Below are 15,482 nucleotides of genomic sequence, written 5' to 3'. Positions count from 1 at the left end.
CTCATTTGAGCGTGCTCTGCCCGGCCACGGCGGCGACAGGCTCAACTACGGCTGGCCGTACAGCGACGGGTTTCTTCAAGGCCTCGGCCCGGGCCCTGGCATCGTTGAACTGGTCCGGGCTCAGGCCATTACGGGTGACCCATTCGGCTGCCTGGCTCCAGTTATCCTGATACAGCAGCATAGTCAGCAGATTCTCGGCGGCCAGGGAGTCGGACTGCTTGAGCTCCATGGCGGTAAGAAACTGGAAGCGCGCCTGCTCGAGCTTGAGCTGGTTGAGGTAAACCACCCCCAGATCATTGCGGATCTTTTCGTTGGTCGGCGCCAACTTCACTGCGGCCAGCAAATGAATCAGGGCCTCGTCATTATCACCTCGCGCCGCCGCCAGTTGCCCCAGACCATGCTCGCCCTCGTCGCGACGACAGGTGGCGAGCAGGCTGCGGTATAGCGGTTGCGCGTCGCTGCTCCCCAACTGGCGCAATATCTGCGCCTTGCGCAAACGCACATCGACGCTATCCGGCAAGCCTTCAAGATTGGCCAGGGCGGCATGAAGACGCCCTTCACCGGCCATGTCCTGGGCCAGGTTCAGCTTCATTTCGTCATCAGCGGCAAGCTTGCTGCAACTGCCAGCGGCAGCCAGCCAGGGCGCACTGCCGTCACTGGCGCAGCCTCCCAGAGCCAACAACCCGGCTAACACTATGACGCTCTTGATAGATACCACTACGAACCTCCAAATGCCTTGCTGATGGCGGTAAAGCCCGGCCCGGCCAGAACGATCAATAACGCAGGAAACAGCAGCACCATCATCACCACCGACATCTTTGCCGACAGCTTGGAGATGTACTCCTGCAGACGAGTCATACGCCGGTCATCCAGCAACTGCTTAAGCGACAGCAGCGACTTCATCGCCCCGCCGCCCTGATGGATTAATTGATTGAGAATCACACAGGTATCGCTGAATTCATCCACTTCCAGCAGTTGCGCGGTCTTGCCCAGTTCCTCTCCCAACTCCAGACCCGAATCGACACGACTGAGTACCACCTGGATTTCCGAGGACAGTACTGGCAACAAGTCCTTGCCCTCATTGCTGAGTACCCGCAAGGCCTGTTCCACAGCCATGCCGGATTCGAACAGGATGCGCAGCAGCGGTATGAACGTGGAGATTTCGATCACAACGCGCTTCTGTCGATTGGCGGCGACGGCAACGAGAATTCGCTTGGGCAACAGGTATCCGATGCCCATCCCGCATACAGGCAGGATGAACACCGGAATTTCGTCGTCGAAGAACAGCACCTGAAGCACAATGCCGAAAATCATCCCACCCAGCGGAACGCCGACCTGACAGGCCGCGAACAGCGAGCGTTTACTGGCGCGCCGCCAACCCACGCGGTTGAGAAGGATCTGGGTTTCACTGTCCAGGCTGATGGATCGCTGGCCAATCGGGGTGTCGCCCAAAAGCCGCAACCAACTGCCCAGACGACTCTCGCGGATCACTATGCCGTGCAAGCGCTGGGTCACCAGGCGCTCGGTACGCCGTTGCCGCGCCAGGCCGGAAATCAATAGCAGTGCGGCCAGAAAAAGCATTACGACACTGATAAACACGACCATCTCAAATACTCCGCAACATGCGCCACAACAGCAGTGAGCCCACTGTCTGCATGGCAAATGCCACTATCAGCATCGTCTGGCCTGTGCTGTCCTCCCACATGTGCATCAGGTAACTGGGATTGACGGTCATGAAGTAGCCCGTCATCAGGACCGGCAAAGCGCCCAGGACCATAGCCGTCATGCGTGTTTCACCGGTCATTGCCCGCAACTGGCGCGCGGCCTGTTCCCGGTCGCGAATCAGCCGGATCAGGTTCTCCATCAGTTCGCTGGCATTGCCGCCATAGCGATGATTGACCCGCAGGCCAAGGGAAAACAGGCGAAATTCGTCGCACTCGTACAGGTCGGCAAAATCCTGCACCGCATCCGGCAGGCTGACGCCCAGTTGCACACTGCGTGGAATACGGCTCATGCCTTCCTTGAGCGGCTCGTTGGCCGCCTCGATGCCATGCAATACCGCATCGACCAGGGTGCGGCCGGACTTCAGGCTACGCACGGTGTAATCGAGCATCTGCGGCAATTGCTCGATCATGCGCCGCACCCGCTTGCGATACCGCCAGGAAATGAAAATGCGCAGCGCCAGCGGTGTCGCCACGGAAAATATGGTCAGACCCAGCCAGTCCCAGTATTGGTGACCCACCACCATACTCAGGATCCAGGCCAATATGACCCACTTGATGCGCCCCGAAGGCCGCCCCAGCCCAGCCTGCAAGAAAACACGCTCCAAGTACTGCCAACCTGGCTGATGCGCTATACGCTGCGGCTGCCCCTCACTCAGACGCTGTAACACCCGCTCGCGGGCCCCGGCGGTCATGGCGTGACGGAACAGATAGATCGATCCACTCAGCAACAGCACGAATGTCATTCCGAGCAGCAGCACGCCGTTGCTCATAGCGCGATCTCCTCGGTCAACTCAGTAATCCGGCGAACGCAGCTTTTCGCCCGCTGCGTGCATGGCTTCGCGTTGAAAGCCAACGTTATTGCGCTTGTCCAGACGGAACAGCGTGTTGGTCACGTAGACGTCATCGCGAATGCCCACCACTTCCACTACTTCGCTCACACAACGACGACCGTCAGGCATGCGCGCCAGCTGGATAATCACGTCAAGGGCCGCGCAGATCATCTGCCGCAAAGTACTGGTCGCAATCTGCCGCCCGGTCAGGCCGACCAGAGTCTCCAGACGCAGCAGAGCATCCTGGGCGTTGTTGGCGTGCACAGTACTCATGGAGCCATCATGGCCGGTGTTCATCGCGGTCAATACGTCCAGCACTTCCACGCCACGGATCTCGCCGAGGATGATGCGGTCCGGACGCATCCGCAGGGCGTTGCGAATCAGGTCGCTGGCGCGGACTTCGCCATGGCCTTCGGCATTCGGGGGGCGGGTTTCCAGGCGCACCACGTGGGGGTGACTCAGTTGCAGCTCGGCCACGTCTTCGATCGTGACCAAGCGTTGTTGCGGGCTGATCAACTGGCTGAGGACGTTCAGCATGGTGGTCTTGCCGGTACCGGTACCGCCACTGACCAGGATATTGCAACGCTTGCCTACCGCGTCGGCAAAGAAGTCGAAGATCATCTGATCGATGGTCTGCATAGCCACCAGATCCGCGCTCTTGAGCATGTCCTTGCGAAATTTCCGTATCGACAGGCATGGTCCGTCCAGGGCAATCGGCGGGATGATCGCATTGACCCGGCTGCCGTCGGGCAGGCGCGCATCGACCATGGGCGATGACTCATCCAGACGCCGCCCCATGGGCGCCAGAATGCGCTGCATGACCCGTTCGACGTGGTTGGAGTCGATAAAGCGCAGGTCAGTGTGGTGCAGCACGCCGTTGCGCTCGACGAAGACCTTGCTTGGCCCGTTAACAAGGATTTCCGTCACCGTGGTATCGCGCAGCAATACTTCCAGCGGGCCGTAGCCGGTGAGTTCGTCCACCAGTTCTTCGCCCAGGCGCTCCATTTCATAACGGGAAATCGCCAGGCGCATGCGCGCGACATAATCAGCCACCCGATCCATGACGAACTGCGCCAGGGCCGGTCGCGAGCCCTCGAGCATATTGCGGCCGCTCTCTTCAATGGCATCGATGATGTAGCGATGCATCACAAGCTTGAGCCCCTGCCCTTCGTCGTCCTGACCAGCGCGTGAGGAGACCCCAAAGAGTTTTTCCGGCATTACCTGTTCCTCCATAGCCGTTGGAGCCAGTTCGCGACGGGCTTGTCCTGGGCGGTCGAGTGACTGGCCAGTTTCTCGCCAAGCTGACGCAGACCGGTGCTCAGAGAATCCCGGGCAGCCAGATCGAACAGCGTGACCCCTTGATTCTTGGCGTTCATGCGCAGCTCCGGGTGAAACGGCAGCACAGCCGCGATGGGCAGGCCGAAGGTTTTTTCCAGCGTTTCGATATTCGGCGCCACCGAACGCAGGTAGCGGTCGATCAACATGCTCGCGTGTTGCAGTTTCATGCCTTTTTCCCGCCACAGATTGAGCACCGCCAGATTGCGCCGACACTCCATGACGCTCTGGTCGGTGTACCAGAACAACTGGTCGCAGTGGCTGACGAAAGTGCGCAAGGCGTCGCTGTCGGGCTGGCCGACCAGATTGACGATGACGTGCTGGAAGTGTTGTCGCAGCGAGCTGAGCAGCATGTACAGCTCGGCGGCGCTGGACTGCACCAAGGAGTCATCGTCGGCGGTGTAGGCCAGGATGCGCAGCCCGGCATCGGTTGTGGTAAAGGCGCTATCGATCAGGGTCGCATCAAGCCTGCGCAAATGACGCAGGGCGTCGCCGAAACTGAACGACGACTCCAGCCCCATCATCGCCAGACTGTCGCCTCGGGACAGGCCCAGGTCCATCAGCAGCACGCGCTGCCCGGTCTTCTGCACCACCAGGGCCAGGTGGGTGGCTATCAGCGCACCATCACCGCCGGTCTGGGCGCCGTAGAGCACCGACAGCCCGCCCATGTTCGGGTTCGGCGCCACCGGCGGCAGACGTTTGCTAAGGCGCCGCACCAAGCCAGCCACTTCACTGGAGCGTGAACCGTAGGCGACGAAATCCCGTGCTCCGGCACGCATGGCGTTGAGCACCAACTGGTTGTCCATGCCATCGCCCAGCGCGACGATGGCCAGCATCGGCTTGGCCTCCAGCGCCCCTTCGATCAGAGCGCTCTGGTTCATCAGATGCTCGCGGTCCAGGCCGACAAAGACCAGGCTGGCGAAGGTCACGTCGATCAGCGCCAACAGTTCGTCAAGGGTGCCAGCACCGGCGCTGACGACCTGGCCCAAAGGCGCCAGGGCACCCTGCAACCATTCAAGGTCGGTGCTGTTGCGGGTGATTGCCAGAAAGGTCTGGCTCAGGCTCTGACTCATTGGGATAACCCGTTACGGCGCTCGAAATTGCCGTTTTCCAGGAAGTACAGACGCAGGAAGCTCGGATCGTAATTGCGCAGCGCTTCGCCCGGCAGCGATGGCAACTGGGCATTGGCGGCCAGCGGCTGGACCAGGTGCGGGGTGACGATCATCAGCAACTCGCGCTCGTCATTGTTGACCTGTGAGTTACGGAACATGGCACCGAGGATCGGGATATCACCCAGACCGGGAAATTTGTTGATCTGCGCGGTATTGCGCGTGTTGATCAGGCCGCTGATGACGAAGCTTTCACCATCGGCCAGAGCAATGCTGGTATCGGTGCGGCGGATGTTCAACGCTGGCACCGAAGTTCCGGCCAGAACGATGCCGGCGGTAAAGTCCAGTTCACTGACCTCGGGCGCGACCTTGAGCAGAATCCGACCATGACCGACCACGGTCGGGGTCAGGGTCAGGCGCACACCATATTCCTTGTACTGAATGGTGATCTGATCGCCCGTACCATTAGGCACCGGCACCGGGAACTCGCCACCGGCCAAAAAGCTCGCGCTCTGCCCGCTCAACGCCACCAGGCTGGGCCGCGCCAGGGTGTAGGCAAAACCGCTGCCTTCCATGGCGTTAAGCATGCCCAGCACCTTGCTGCTGCCGCCGCCCCAGATGATGTTGAAGCTTTCATTATTCAACGGAATATTGGACAGCGTTTTGCCCACCGTGCCCGGTGTAACCGTGGTACCTGGCACAGTCCCTGGCGAACCGAACAGAAAGTTGTTTGAGCCGCGACCGAAAATTGAGGTACTGGCCTCCTTCAGCTTGGTGCGGCTGACCTCGACAAAGCGGATATCGGTCTGGACCTGGCTGGGAAGCGATGGGTCATCGGCCGCCTGAGTGATATCGCGGGTCGCCTTGCCGCGCACGAAAACCATGCTTTGCCGGGGTGATGGCGAGCAGTCGGTCCAAACCATCAGGGTCGTAGCGCCGGGCCCCACGCCTGTGAGCAGGACATTCCTGTCTCCAGCGGCGACCACATCAGCGATCTTCGGGTCGCCAATGGCCAGCCGGGTAATCGCCACAGGCGAATTGATATTCTGCTGTATCCCCTGCCCCACTTCGATCGCGCCAGGCAGGGCTGACAACCCGGCACACCCGGCCGTGGCCGCCGAGGCCGAGCTCATCCCTGTTCCCGCTACCACTACAGCCCATACCAACGACGTCACAACAGGTACGAAACGGCTACTCATCAAAGGCAATCCTTGCGTAATCAGGGAGTCGGAGTCGGTTGCTGCGCCGCCTGGGCGCCACGTATGACGGGCACCTGGCGCGGTGCTGCTGGTGCTGCACCCGGCGCGGCGGGAAGCGGCACCGGGCTGCTCATGCTGAGCTTGTTATAAGGCACCAGACCGCGCTTTTCGGTGTCCAGGCGCAGGGCAATATCTCGCTCGGCCGCATTATTGTTGGCCCAATAATGTTCCAGGTTCTTCTCATCGCTGCTGCGTACGGCCAGGCGCAGCGTGCCGCTTTGCGCGGCCAGCATGAGCCGGGTGACCAGGCTTTCCGGAACCGCCAGCACCACAGTACGCGCCGCTGCCCGACGCTGTTCTAGTTGCTGGCGGTCGCTGCTGCTGATGTTCTGTGCCGGCTGACCGTCATTGGTAGGCCCCAGCAATTCACCAATGCTCAATACTCGCAGCGCCGGGACGACAACCTGGCTGGAGCGATCGGGGTTAGCGATGTCTGAAGGCAGATAAAGCAGTACGTCGACGTAGTCCCCCGGACTCAACTGTCCGCCCAGGGTCGTCACCTCATCGACGCTCACCCCCAGGGCACGCTCGCCGGGCCGAATCATTCGGGCCAGGGTGCCGCCAGCGGCAAAGCTTTCAGCATTGAGCCAGGTCCCGGCCTTCAAGTCGCGCCAACTGACACGGTTGAGCACTTCGTCGACAGAGCCAAAGCTGCCGACGGGCGCCACTTTCAGCTTCTCTACCACCAGGTCTTCGGCCTTGATCGGCACATAGGCGACAACATCGCGCACCAGCACGACCACGGGTTGACGCAGGGGATCTTCAGGGGGTGGCGGAGCAACGGCGGCGACAGTGGCCTGTGGTGTCTGGGTAACCGGAGCGGCCACGGCGGGCTCCTCGGGTTGACGGCTCAGGACAACCCCCCAATAGCCAGCCAGCAAGGCGCCTATTAGCAGCAGGATTGCGAGGCCCATGGTAATGCGAGTGTTCATGACGGCCCTCCCTTTGCCACTGCACGACAATCCGGCCCGACTGGCCAGCATTGCAATCCGGTCGTGATGAACATCCATCCATCTGGCTTTGAAAATAGACCAAACCATTCAAAGCGCCATCATACGAGGGCAAAATCGGCTTTTTATTCCACCGCGTTATGAGTAACCCCCTTTATAGAAATCGCGGGGGATATATAACTTTGTGATTAATGCTTTATTACGGTTGTGGCTTTGAGCTCAGCGGTCAATGCTGTGGATGCGTCGGGGAGAGTGGCGCGTATCACTTGAATTACCGGCGCCACGAGGCGCAAGGAGAAATGATATGTCCTTTACTAAAATCAGCAACGGCATCACGCGATTCATCAAAGACCAAGAGGGTGCGTCCGCTATTGAATATGTGGTAATTGTTGCCATGGTTGCCTTGGTAGTGATTGGTCTGATGCCTGGCGTCGGTACTCAGATCACTGCAATTTTCGGCAGGATCACCACCGCACTGACAGGCATAGGATCCTGACCATCACTGATGTTTAACCTTAGACTCAGGTGTAATCTCGATGCCCGTCCAACCGACACGCCAACAACTGCTCCTCGTTGACGATGAAGAGGACGCCAATGAAGAGCTGGCAGAACTGCTCGAAGGTGAGGGTTTTTGCTGCTTTACGGCGTCCTCGGTCAAGCTGGCGCTGCAACAACTGACCAAGCATCCCGACATTGCCCTGGTGATTACCGATCTGCGCATGCCCGAAGAAAGCGGCATGTCGTTGATCCGTCGCCTGCGCGAACACACTGCCCGTCAGCACCTGCCAGTGATCGTTACTTCCGGCCACGCCGATATGGAAGATGTCAGCGACATGCTGCGCCTGCAGGTCCTCGATCTTTTCCGCAAACCCATTTACCACGTCCGCCTGATCGAAACCCTCAATAACCTGTTTCCCGTGCCGCGGGTTTATCAGGTCGGGCAGTAACCCCTGATCACTCTTGAATTATAACTGTGGGACCGGCTTTAGCCGGGAAGACGCAGGCAGGATCGATACATTTTTATCGCCTGCCATATTGTCTTCCCGGCTAAAGCCGGTCCCACATTCGTTAAGTGTCACTCTTGTTGCTCACAACTGATAACTGAAACTCAAGGTCAGCCTCGGGCTGCGGTTCAGGCTGTCCAAAGCAATATCGGACATGGGTTTGGCCACTTCCAGGGCAATGTTGTAATACCGCGCGTCGCCAAAACGCACGCCCAGCGCCGCTGATGACATCTTTGCGGTCGGCACCTCGAAGGTATTGAACCAGGCCTTGGCCGCATCGAGCACCACGTAGGGCTGCACGACTTTCAGCCAATTGCCGTCGCGGTTGAAGCTGTAGTTCAACTCGTAAGCCACGCCCCAGCCCTTGTCACCCGAAGCCTGATCGGTGGAGTAACCGCGCCCGAAATTCTGCCCGCCAAACTGCGCCCGTTCACTGTCCGGCAGGCTGTCGTTGCTCCAGTACAACGCCGCCGACGCCACGCCCTGCCAGTTCTGCAGAAACTTGTCGCTCTGCACGCCGGACAGGCGCACGCGAAAGAAGTCGAGGTCGTATTGACGGTCATCGGCCTTGGCGCCCATGCCATGCAAGCCCTGGTAGACCCCGGCGCTGAGGATGCGCAGCTGACTGGCGTCGGACTTGCGCCAGTCGCCCTCAAAGGCTACAGCGCGGCTGTTGACCCGCGTGTCGATCTGTAAAGGCAGACCGATCACCTGATAGCGAGTGCGATCGTTGACCCCGTACAGGCGCACCCCGGCACTGAGCCACTGGTTTTGCCCCGCAATCAGCGGGTGACTGATGCCGATGGAGAAGCGGTCGTTCTCGCGATGCTGCTCCAGTTCAATACCGTTACCGAGGCTGACATTGGTGTGGGGGTCGCTGCGATAACGGGCGGCCCACAGACTCAGTTGCGTGCCTTCGGCGTTGAGGTACTGGCTGTAATCGAGACGATAGTAATGTTCCTGATCCTTGCCCGGCGGCACCAGCCCGCTGAAGGCCAATTGCTCGGCCATGGCGGTCTGCGAGTTACTGCTCACGCCCAACAACGCCTGCAGGCCCTTGCGGCTGTCATCGGTCAGGCTGAGGCTGCTGGTGACGGGCTTGCGCGACGCCGTGGCAACCAGCGTCGTGGCGCCGTCGGTAGTGCCGGGCGGTGGCACCTGGGCTTGCAGGGTGACACCGGGCACGCGGCTCATCAGGGCGGTGTAGCGCTCGAAAGTCTTGCGGGTGAGTGGGCGTTCCTGACGAATCTTGTCGACCAGTTCCTGCAGGTAGGCCGAGACCCGTCCTACATCGCCCTGAAGCTGATAATCCCGCACATAGCCTTCCACCAGCACCACCCGCACCAGCCCGTCCTTGAAGTCCTGGGGTGGCAGGAAGGCGTAGGACAGCAGGTAGCCGTCGTCCTGATAACGCCGGGTCAGGCCACGGGTCGCCTCAATCAATTGCTCCAGCGTCGCCTCGTGGCCGATCAGCGGGGTATAGGCAGCGCCCAGCTCCTCCAACGGATACACCGTACCGCCTTCGATACGAATCTTGTTCACCGTCACCTTTGTGCTCATCAGCAGCGGCGCGGCCTGGGGCGGTGTAGGCGCTGGTACCTGCAAGGCCGGCGTCACCGGGCGGTAGGCATCGGCGGGAAGGTTGGGCTGCGGCAGGTTGCGCTGCTGATCGTTGCTGTTGAGAAATGCAGGAAGGGTATCGGCCAGAACCAGGCCAGGGCAGAGGGTGACGCTGGCAAGCAGCATCGGCAGGCAAACGCGCATAAGGACACTCCATGATCCAGAAAAGCAGCGGTCTTGAGCAAAAAAAAGGCAGGGTGCCATTACGACTCCCTGCCTGAACAAGCTTAGGTGCTGTAGGAAAACTCGCTCACCACAAAACTACAGCGAACCTACTTACGGCTATTCAGCAAACCACTGCCGATACCACTGCCGCCACCCAAGCTACCACCTACAACACCCAGCACCCCGCCGAGACCTGTTGCCGCGCCACCGGCACCCGTAACCAGACCGCCGACTTGCGCCACGGTGTTACCGACACTGCTGACCGTTGTACCCACTGCACCGGCCACCGGATTACTGCTGCTGGCCGTCACCTGGGTACCGATGTTATTGACCGCGCCGCCCACCTGGCTCAGCAAACCGTTGACCGGTGCGCCGATGCCCGTGGCCGCGCCCACTTGCTGAGTCAGACCGGCGACGCCGCTGACCACTGGCGTTACCGCTGCACCGACGCTGGTGGTCAGGGCGGTCACCGGAGCCGCGATGGAGGTATTGGCGACGCCGCTGCCACCGACCACTGTGCCCAGGGAAGCCACGGTCTGGCCGATTGCACCGCCGTTGATGCCTGCCGCGCTGAGCACGCCGTTGCTGCTGCCTGCATTCAGGCCGTTACCTGCACCGGCCACCAAGCCGCCGACGCTTTCTATCAGGCCGACGCCGCCAATACCCGGCACGCCCGGTACACCCGGCAGACCTGCGCCACCGCCGGTGCCACCACCGATTGGCAGCGGTGCGCCGGTGCCAGCGGCCAGATAACCCCCGGCTGCACCGGCTACGTTACCCAACCCGGCCAGCGTGCCGCCCAGGCCGACCATGGTCGGGTTGTTCAGGTCAGAACCCACCCGCGATCCGGCATTGTTCAACGCACCTTGAATCTGTTGCAGCGCACCACTCACTGGCGCACCAAGCCCTGTGGCATCACCCACTTTGGTTGTGGTCGATTCGAGCATGGCCACCACCGGCACCAGACGGCTGCCAACAGCTTGTGTGGTCGAACCCAAAGGCCCGCTGGTAGTGGCGGTGCTGAGGGTGTCGCCGAGCATGGTGACTTTCTGGCCGACGCCATCGACTACATCGCCGACCTTGCCAACCACTGTGCCCACCAATGGCACCTGTTCAATCTGCGAGTTTGCGGCAAAGGCCGACACACCCTTGCCCAGTGAGGAAACGCCGCCGCCAAGATCGCCAGTAGCCGTGCCGACGCTGGACAGGGTCACGCCCAGTGCATTGCTGTCGGTGCCCAGAGTACCCAAGCCGTCGGTCAGGCCGCTGCCGAGGCTGTTGGTGGCAAAGCCCACCGAAGCGACCAACCCGCCAGCACCACCAGTCAGGTCGGTATTACCCGCCAGGGACATGCCCGACAAGGTGCCACCAATGCCAACCACCGTATCGCCCAATTGCCCCAGTACATCACCGCTGGAAGAACTGGTGTTGGCGGTAGCGAAGCGTGCGTTGGTGCGCACTGGCGTAGTGGGCGTCGTAGGAGTAGTGGTACTGCCACCACCGCCTGTGCCGCCACCCGTACCACCGCCGCCGGTACCGGTCCCAGTCCCGGTGCCGCCACCACCGGCCATTGAGCCGCCAGTATCCGGAATGACCCCGATGCCGCCCGAGCCATCACTGCCCGCCACGCCATCAGTTGCCGTTTCAGAGCCCGACCCTGTGCCGGATCCCGAACCATCCGTTGCCGACGTTGAAGTCGGCGACGCTGAATCCACGTGACTTTTCGATCCTCCACCGCCGCTGCTGCAACCACCAAGGCAAACCGCCATAACCAAAGCCAACGCAGTACTTGCCCGAAGCATTCCGTGAGTATTCATGAGCGAATCCGTCCACCGTCTGATTATCCGAGAGCCTCATCCGAGTAGCCGCTCTCTGTCCTGGATCCATGACATCCTTTTGACAGCACTCATGCAATTCACAACTTGGTATTAGTCGGTTTTATAGCGGGGCAATCCGGAGGCTTTAACGGAGGATAAAGACTTTAATAATCAACTACTTGAGAAACTAGGCCAACTGAACAAACACACTAACCCTGTAGGAGCGGCTTCAGCCACGAGAGCGCCCACCTGGCTAAAGCCGGTCCTATGGTTCGGTGTTTGGCGCATTGAAGACGGGCGCGATCCCTTTTATGTGTCAGCCAACATCGTGCGCAACACCTGACAATCCAGCGCATAGCTGTCGGTCAACTCCGGCCAGGGATTTTCCGGCAGGTTGACGAGGATGGTGTACGCCCCGGCTGCGCGGCCGCAGTCGAGGTCGTAGCGGTAGTCGCCAATCATGACCATGTTCGCAGGCTCGACCTGCCAGTTCGCCGCCAGATGCAGCAGCCCGCCAGGGTCAGGCTTGGGCGGGGCTTCGTCGCGGCCCAGCACGTCGTCCACGGCAAAACAGTCGGCCAGGCCGATGGCTTGGAGGGTGATATGGGCCAGGGAGCGGGCGTTGCGGGTCAGGATACCCAGGCGATAGCCGCGTCCGGCCAGGTCCCGGACCAGTTCCACGGCACCCGGCGCCGGTTGCGAGGCCAGCGCCAGTTCGCGTTCGTGATCAAGCAACCAGGCGTGTTTGGCGGCCGATTCCTCGGCAGGCAGTGCGGCCAGATGACCGAGAATGTCTTCCTCCTGAGCAATGCCCAGCACCCGTTTGATCGCCGGAAAATCATGGGCGGCCACTGTCAGGGTGCCGTCCATGTCGAACACCCAGTGGCGGATATCACTCAAGCGCCGGGACGCGCTCATGCCCAATCCTTGCGATGGCGGATCAGCCCTTCCTGACTCACCGACGCCACCAGTTGCCCGGCGCGGTTGTACACGCTGCCACGGGAGAACCCACGGGAGTTGCCCGCCCAGGGGCTGTCCATGGCGTAAAGCAGCCAGTCATCGGCGCGCAGGTCACCGTGAAACCACAGGGAATGGTCGAGGCTGGCGATCTGCATGTCCTTCTGCCAGACCGACTTGCCGTGGGGCAGCAGGGAGGTGGTCAGCAGATTGAAGTCCGAGGCATAGGCCAGCAGGTATTTGTGCAGGGCCGGGATATCGGCGAGGCTGCCATCGGCGCGGAACCACACATATTTGACCGGTTCGCCGGGCTGCGGGTTGTACGGGTCGGTAACCGTGACCGGGCGGAACTCGATGGGCTTGGGGCACAGCAGCTTGTCGCGCAAGCGCTCGGGAATCTGCTCGGCGCGCAGGCGGAACAGTTCCTGCTCCGATGGCAGGTTTTCCGGGCCGACCACTTGCGGCATTTGCGTCTGATGCTCCATCCCGCCCTCGTCGTACTGGAACGACGCGCTGCAGGTAAAGATCGGCTGGCCTTTCTGAATCGCACTGACCCGACGCGTGCTGAAACTGCCGCCATCGCGTACCCGGTCAACCTGATAAACCACCGGCAACTGGGCATCACCCGGGCGCAGGAAGTAACCGTGCAACGAATGCACATGGCGTTCGTCTTCTACGGTCTGACTGGCCGCCGACAGCGATTGGCCCAGCACCTGGCCGCCAAACAGTTGACGAAAGCCCAGGTCCTGGCTGCGACCGCGGAACAGGTTTTCTTCGATCGACTCCAGCGCCAACAGGTCAACCAGATCATCCAACACTTGGCTCATGGCCCATCCTCGCTCAGCCGCACACGCACAGGCGGCAATCGACATTTAGCGCAGGGTCGCCTCTGACGGGGCATGTGCCTGCGCAACTCATGGCGAAATCATACAGAATTTAGCGCCACGATCCCGATCAAGCTTGCAGGGTGTTCAGCCATTGTTCGCGAGTAATCCGATACAGCACATGGGGCCGCAAGGGGTGCCCCTCAGGAACATTCGGGTGCTGGAAATCATTTTCGCCATCGCGCTGCATGCCGATGGCCTGCATGACTTTCTGCGACGGTTCGTTGGCTTGCGCGGTAAAGGAGACGATTTCGTCCAGCCCCAGGCGCTCGAAACCGGCACCCAGCGCAGTCCAGGCCGCTTCACTGGCATAGCCATAGCCCCAATGCTCCCGAGCCAGGCGCCAGCCGATTTCCACGGCCGGGGCGAAAGGTGCCTCGAAGCCCACTACGCCGAGCCCGGTAAAGCCGATGAAGGCTCCGGAGTCCTTGCGCTCCAGTGCCCACAAGCCAAAGCCCAGTTCAGCGAAGTGCCCGCGTATGCGCCCGATCAGTGCGGCGCTTTCCAGGCGGGTCATAGGCTCCGGAAAGTAGCGCATGACCTGGGGGTCGGCACACATCTTGGCGAATGCCGGTAAATCATCATCCCGCCACTGGCGCATCACCAATCGCGCACTGTCGAGTCTGAGTATCGGCTCCATCGGTTTGCTCCCATAACCGGCCAGTGAGTGTGTGCGGGCAAGTGTAGCGCGGTGATTTCGCTAAAGGCTGTGCGTTGTCTGCCAATGCTGGCAAGATCAGCCTTCGTCCCTGCCCTGCACGCCAAATGTCCCTGCCACTGATCTACCACGACGACTACAGTCCCGCGTTCCCGCCCGACCATCGCTTCCCGATGGACAAGTTCCGTTTGCTGCGCGACCACTTGATCGACAGCGGCCTGACCACGGATGTTCAATTGCTTCGTCCAGAGGTTTGCCCGGACGACATTCTCGCCCTGGCCCATGACCCCGGCTATATCCGCCGCTACATGGACGGCGACCTGTCCCGCGAGGACCAGCGCCGCCTCGGCCTGCCCTGGAGCGAAGATCTGGCGCGACGTACGGTGCGTGCCGTGGGCGGCTCGCTGCTGACCGCCGAGCAGGCCCTGCAACATGGCCTGGCCTGCCATCTGGCGGGCGGCACCCACCATGCCCACTATGACTACCCGGCGGGCTTCTGCATCTTCAACGACCTGGCCATTATCAGCCACTATCTGCTGCAAAGCGGCCGGGTCGGCAAGATACTGATCTTCGATTGTGATGTGCATCAGGGCGATGGCACGGCGCGGATCCTCGCCGATACCGAAGACGCCATCACCGTATCCCTGCATTGCGAAAAGAACTTTCCGGCACGCAAGGCCACAAGCGACTGGGACATCCCGCTGCCCATGGGCATGGGCGACGCCGACTATCTGCAGGTGGTCAACGAAACCCTCAATTACCTGCTGCCGCTCTATCAGCCGGACCTGGTGCTGTATGACGCCGGCGTCGATGTGCATCAGGACGATGCCCTGGGCTACCTGCGCCTGACCGATGCCGGAGTCGCCGCCCGCGACGAGGCAGTGATGCGTCATTGCCTGGGCCGGGATATCCCGGTCATGGGCGTGATTGGCGGCGGCTATAGCAAAGACCGCGAAGCATTGGCGCGGCGCCACGGGATACTGCATCACAGTGCGCAGCGGGTTTGGCTGTCGGAGGGGTTGTAATAATCCACATCAATTTGTCATGGAATGATATTTGTGGGAGCCGGCTTGCTGGCGATGAGGCCAGATCAATCACTGAAGCTATTGCGAGCGCTGCGCACTCGGTCGCTACCAAGGCGGCTCCCACACCAAAATCACCCATCAGGTA

The 15,482-nt window shown here is 60.9% G+C and carries 15 protein-coding genes; 3 read left to right on the top strand and 12 right to left on the bottom strand.

The window, feature by feature from the left end:
• Position 1: 1 nt before the first annotated feature.
• Genes M2401_RS17795 through cpaB form a run of 7 tightly spaced genes read right to left on the bottom strand, consistent with a single transcriptional unit; the run spans position 2 to position 7,189 of the window.
• Complete coding sequence (locus tag M2401_RS17795) at positions 2 to 709, bottom strand: hypothetical protein (RefSeq protein ID WP_259104942.1); 708 nt, start codon at positions 707 to 709, stop codon at positions 2 to 4.
• 8 nt (positions 710 to 717) lie between these two features.
• On the bottom strand, positions 718 to 1,605 hold the full coding sequence (locus tag M2401_RS17790; RefSeq protein WP_259104766.1) for a type II secretion system F family protein: 888 nt from the start codon (positions 1,603 to 1,605) through the stop codon (positions 718 to 720).
• A gap of 1 nt (position 1,606) precedes the next feature.
• Entirely contained in the window at positions 1,607 to 2,494 is an 888-nt protein-coding gene (locus M2401_RS17785; RefSeq protein WP_259104764.1) for a type II secretion system F family protein, read from the bottom strand.
• Between the two features lie 21 nt (positions 2,495 to 2,515).
• A complete protein-coding gene (locus M2401_RS17780; protein WP_259104763.1) occupies positions 2,516 to 3,772 on the bottom strand; it encodes a CpaF family protein in 1,257 nt (418 codons plus the stop codon).
• The gene (locus M2401_RS17775) at positions 3,772 to 4,962 is read right to left on the bottom strand and encodes a pilus assembly protein (RefSeq protein ID WP_259104762.1); all 1,191 of its coding nucleotides are present in this window, start codon (positions 4,960 to 4,962) and stop codon (positions 3,772 to 3,774) included. Before M2401_RS17775 ends, M2401_RS17780 begins: the two co-directional genes overlap by 1 nt.
• Complete coding sequence (locus M2401_RS17770) at positions 4,959 to 6,197, bottom strand: type II and III secretion system protein family protein (RefSeq protein ID WP_310504131.1); 1,239 nt, start codon at positions 6,195 to 6,197, stop codon at positions 4,959 to 4,961. The genes M2401_RS17775 and M2401_RS17770 overlap by 4 nt, the downstream gene beginning before the upstream one ends.
• A 20-nt stretch (positions 6,198 to 6,217) precedes the next feature.
• Positions 6,218 to 7,189, bottom strand: coding sequence for a Flp pilus assembly protein CpaB (cpaB, locus tag M2401_RS17765; RefSeq protein WP_259104761.1), 972 nt, complete (start codon positions 7,187 to 7,189; stop codon positions 6,218 to 6,220).
• A 322-nt stretch (positions 7,190 to 7,511) separates the two neighbouring features.
• Here cpaB and M2401_RS17760 point away from each other — a divergent pair, with 322 nt between their 5' ends.
• Together M2401_RS17760 and M2401_RS17755 are read left to right on the top strand one after the other, a co-directional pair.
• Positions 7,512 to 7,703 carry a Flp family type IVb pilin gene (locus tag M2401_RS17760; protein ID WP_259104760.1) on the top strand — a complete coding sequence of 64 codons (192 nt, stop codon included), beginning with the start codon at positions 7,512 to 7,514 and terminating at the stop codon, positions 7,701 to 7,703.
• A gap of 40 nt (positions 7,704 to 7,743) precedes the next feature.
• Positions 7,744 to 8,154 carry a response regulator gene (locus tag M2401_RS17755; protein ID WP_259104759.1) on the top strand — a complete coding sequence of 137 codons (411 nt, stop codon included), beginning with the start codon at positions 7,744 to 7,746 and terminating at the stop codon, positions 8,152 to 8,154.
• Between the two features lie 141 nt (positions 8,155 to 8,295).
• On the opposite strand, the gene M2401_RS17750 is transcribed toward M2401_RS17755, so the two are convergent.
• From M2401_RS17750 to M2401_RS17730, 5 genes are all read right to left on the bottom strand, one after another.
• A complete protein-coding gene (locus M2401_RS17750) occupies positions 8,296 to 9,975 on the bottom strand; it encodes a ShlB/FhaC/HecB family hemolysin secretion/activation protein (protein WP_259104758.1) in 1,680 nt (559 codons plus the stop codon).
• Between the two features lie 128 nt (positions 9,976 to 10,103).
• Positions 10,104 to 11,624 carry a collagen-like triple helix repeat-containing protein gene (locus M2401_RS17745; RefSeq protein ID WP_310504130.1) on the bottom strand — a complete coding sequence of 507 codons (1,521 nt, stop codon included), beginning with the start codon at positions 11,622 to 11,624 and terminating at the stop codon, positions 10,104 to 10,106.
• A 498-nt stretch (positions 11,625 to 12,122) separates the two neighbouring features.
• Complete coding sequence (locus tag M2401_RS17740) at positions 12,123 to 12,731, bottom strand: HAD family hydrolase (protein ID WP_259104756.1); 609 nt, start codon at positions 12,729 to 12,731, stop codon at positions 12,123 to 12,125.
• Positions 12,728 to 13,597, bottom strand: coding sequence for an acyl-CoA thioesterase II (gene tesB / locus M2401_RS17735; RefSeq protein WP_259104753.1), 870 nt, complete (start codon positions 13,595 to 13,597; stop codon positions 12,728 to 12,730). The genes M2401_RS17740 and tesB overlap by 4 nt, the downstream gene beginning before the upstream one ends.
• Positions 13,598 to 13,724: 127 nt before the next feature.
• A complete protein-coding gene (locus M2401_RS17730; RefSeq protein WP_259104751.1) occupies positions 13,725 to 14,294 on the bottom strand; it encodes a GNAT family N-acetyltransferase in 570 nt (189 codons plus the stop codon).
• Positions 14,295 to 14,419: 125 nt separating this feature from the next.
• On the opposite strand from M2401_RS17730, the gene M2401_RS17725 reads away from it, so the two are divergent.
• Positions 14,420 to 15,337: a histone deacetylase gene (locus M2401_RS17725; RefSeq protein ID WP_259104750.1), complete on the top strand. Its 918-nt coding sequence runs from the start codon at positions 14,420 to 14,422 to the stop codon at positions 15,335 to 15,337.
• Positions 15,338 to 15,482 lie beyond the last annotated feature (145 nt).

The organism is Pseudomonas sp. JUb42 (genome assembly GCF_024807945.1).
In the GTDB taxonomy this organism is placed as follows: domain Bacteria; phylum Pseudomonadota; class Gammaproteobacteria; order Pseudomonadales; family Pseudomonadaceae; genus Aquipseudomonas.
The sequence above is the reverse complement of the archived record's forward strand: the minus strand, read 5'-3'. Positions and strand labels throughout refer to the sequence as shown.

Bases quoted from the DNA above. Each gene is read 5' to 3' on its own strand.
- M2401_RS17790 (WP_259104766.1), bottom strand. From the start codon at position 1,605: ATGGTCGTGTTTATCAGTGTCGTAATGCTTTTTCTGGCCGCACTGCTA.
- M2401_RS17785 (WP_259104764.1), bottom strand. From the start codon at position 2,494: ATGAGCAACGGCGTGCTGCTGCTCGGAATGACATTCGTGCTGTTGCTG.
- M2401_RS17780 (WP_259104763.1), bottom strand. From the start codon at position 3,772: ATGCCGGAAAAACTCTTTGGGGTCTCCTCACGCGCTGGTCAGGACGAC.
- M2401_RS17775 (WP_259104762.1), bottom strand. From the start codon at position 4,962: ATGAGTCAGAGCCTGAGCCAGACCTTTCTGGCAATCACCCGCAACAGC.
- M2401_RS17770 (WP_310504131.1), bottom strand. From the start codon at position 6,197: ATGAGTAGCCGTTTCGTACCTGTTGTGACGTCGTTGGTATGGGCTGTA.
- cpaB (WP_259104761.1), bottom strand. From the start codon at position 7,189: ATGAACACTCGCATTACCATGGGCCTCGCAATCCTGCTGCTAATAGGC.
- M2401_RS17760 (WP_259104760.1), top strand. From the start codon at position 7,512: ATGTCCTTTACTAAAATCAGCAACGGCATCACGCGATTCATCAAAGAC.
- M2401_RS17755 (WP_259104759.1), top strand. From the start codon at position 7,744: ATGCCCGTCCAACCGACACGCCAACAACTGCTCCTCGTTGACGATGAA.
- M2401_RS17750 (WP_259104758.1), bottom strand. From the start codon at position 9,975: ATGCGCGTTTGCCTGCCGATGCTGCTTGCCAGCGTCACCCTCTGCCCT.
- M2401_RS17740 (WP_259104756.1), bottom strand. From the start codon at position 12,731: ATGAGCGCGTCCCGGCGCTTGAGTGATATCCGCCACTGGGTGTTCGAC.
- tesB (WP_259104753.1), bottom strand. From the start codon at position 13,597: ATGAGCCAAGTGTTGGATGATCTGGTTGACCTGTTGGCGCTGGAGTCG.
- M2401_RS17730 (WP_259104751.1), bottom strand. From the start codon at position 14,294: ATGGAGCCGATACTCAGACTCGACAGTGCGCGATTGGTGATGCGCCAG.
- M2401_RS17725 (WP_259104750.1), top strand. From the start codon at position 14,420: ATGTCCCTGCCACTGATCTACCACGACGACTACAGTCCCGCGTTCCCG.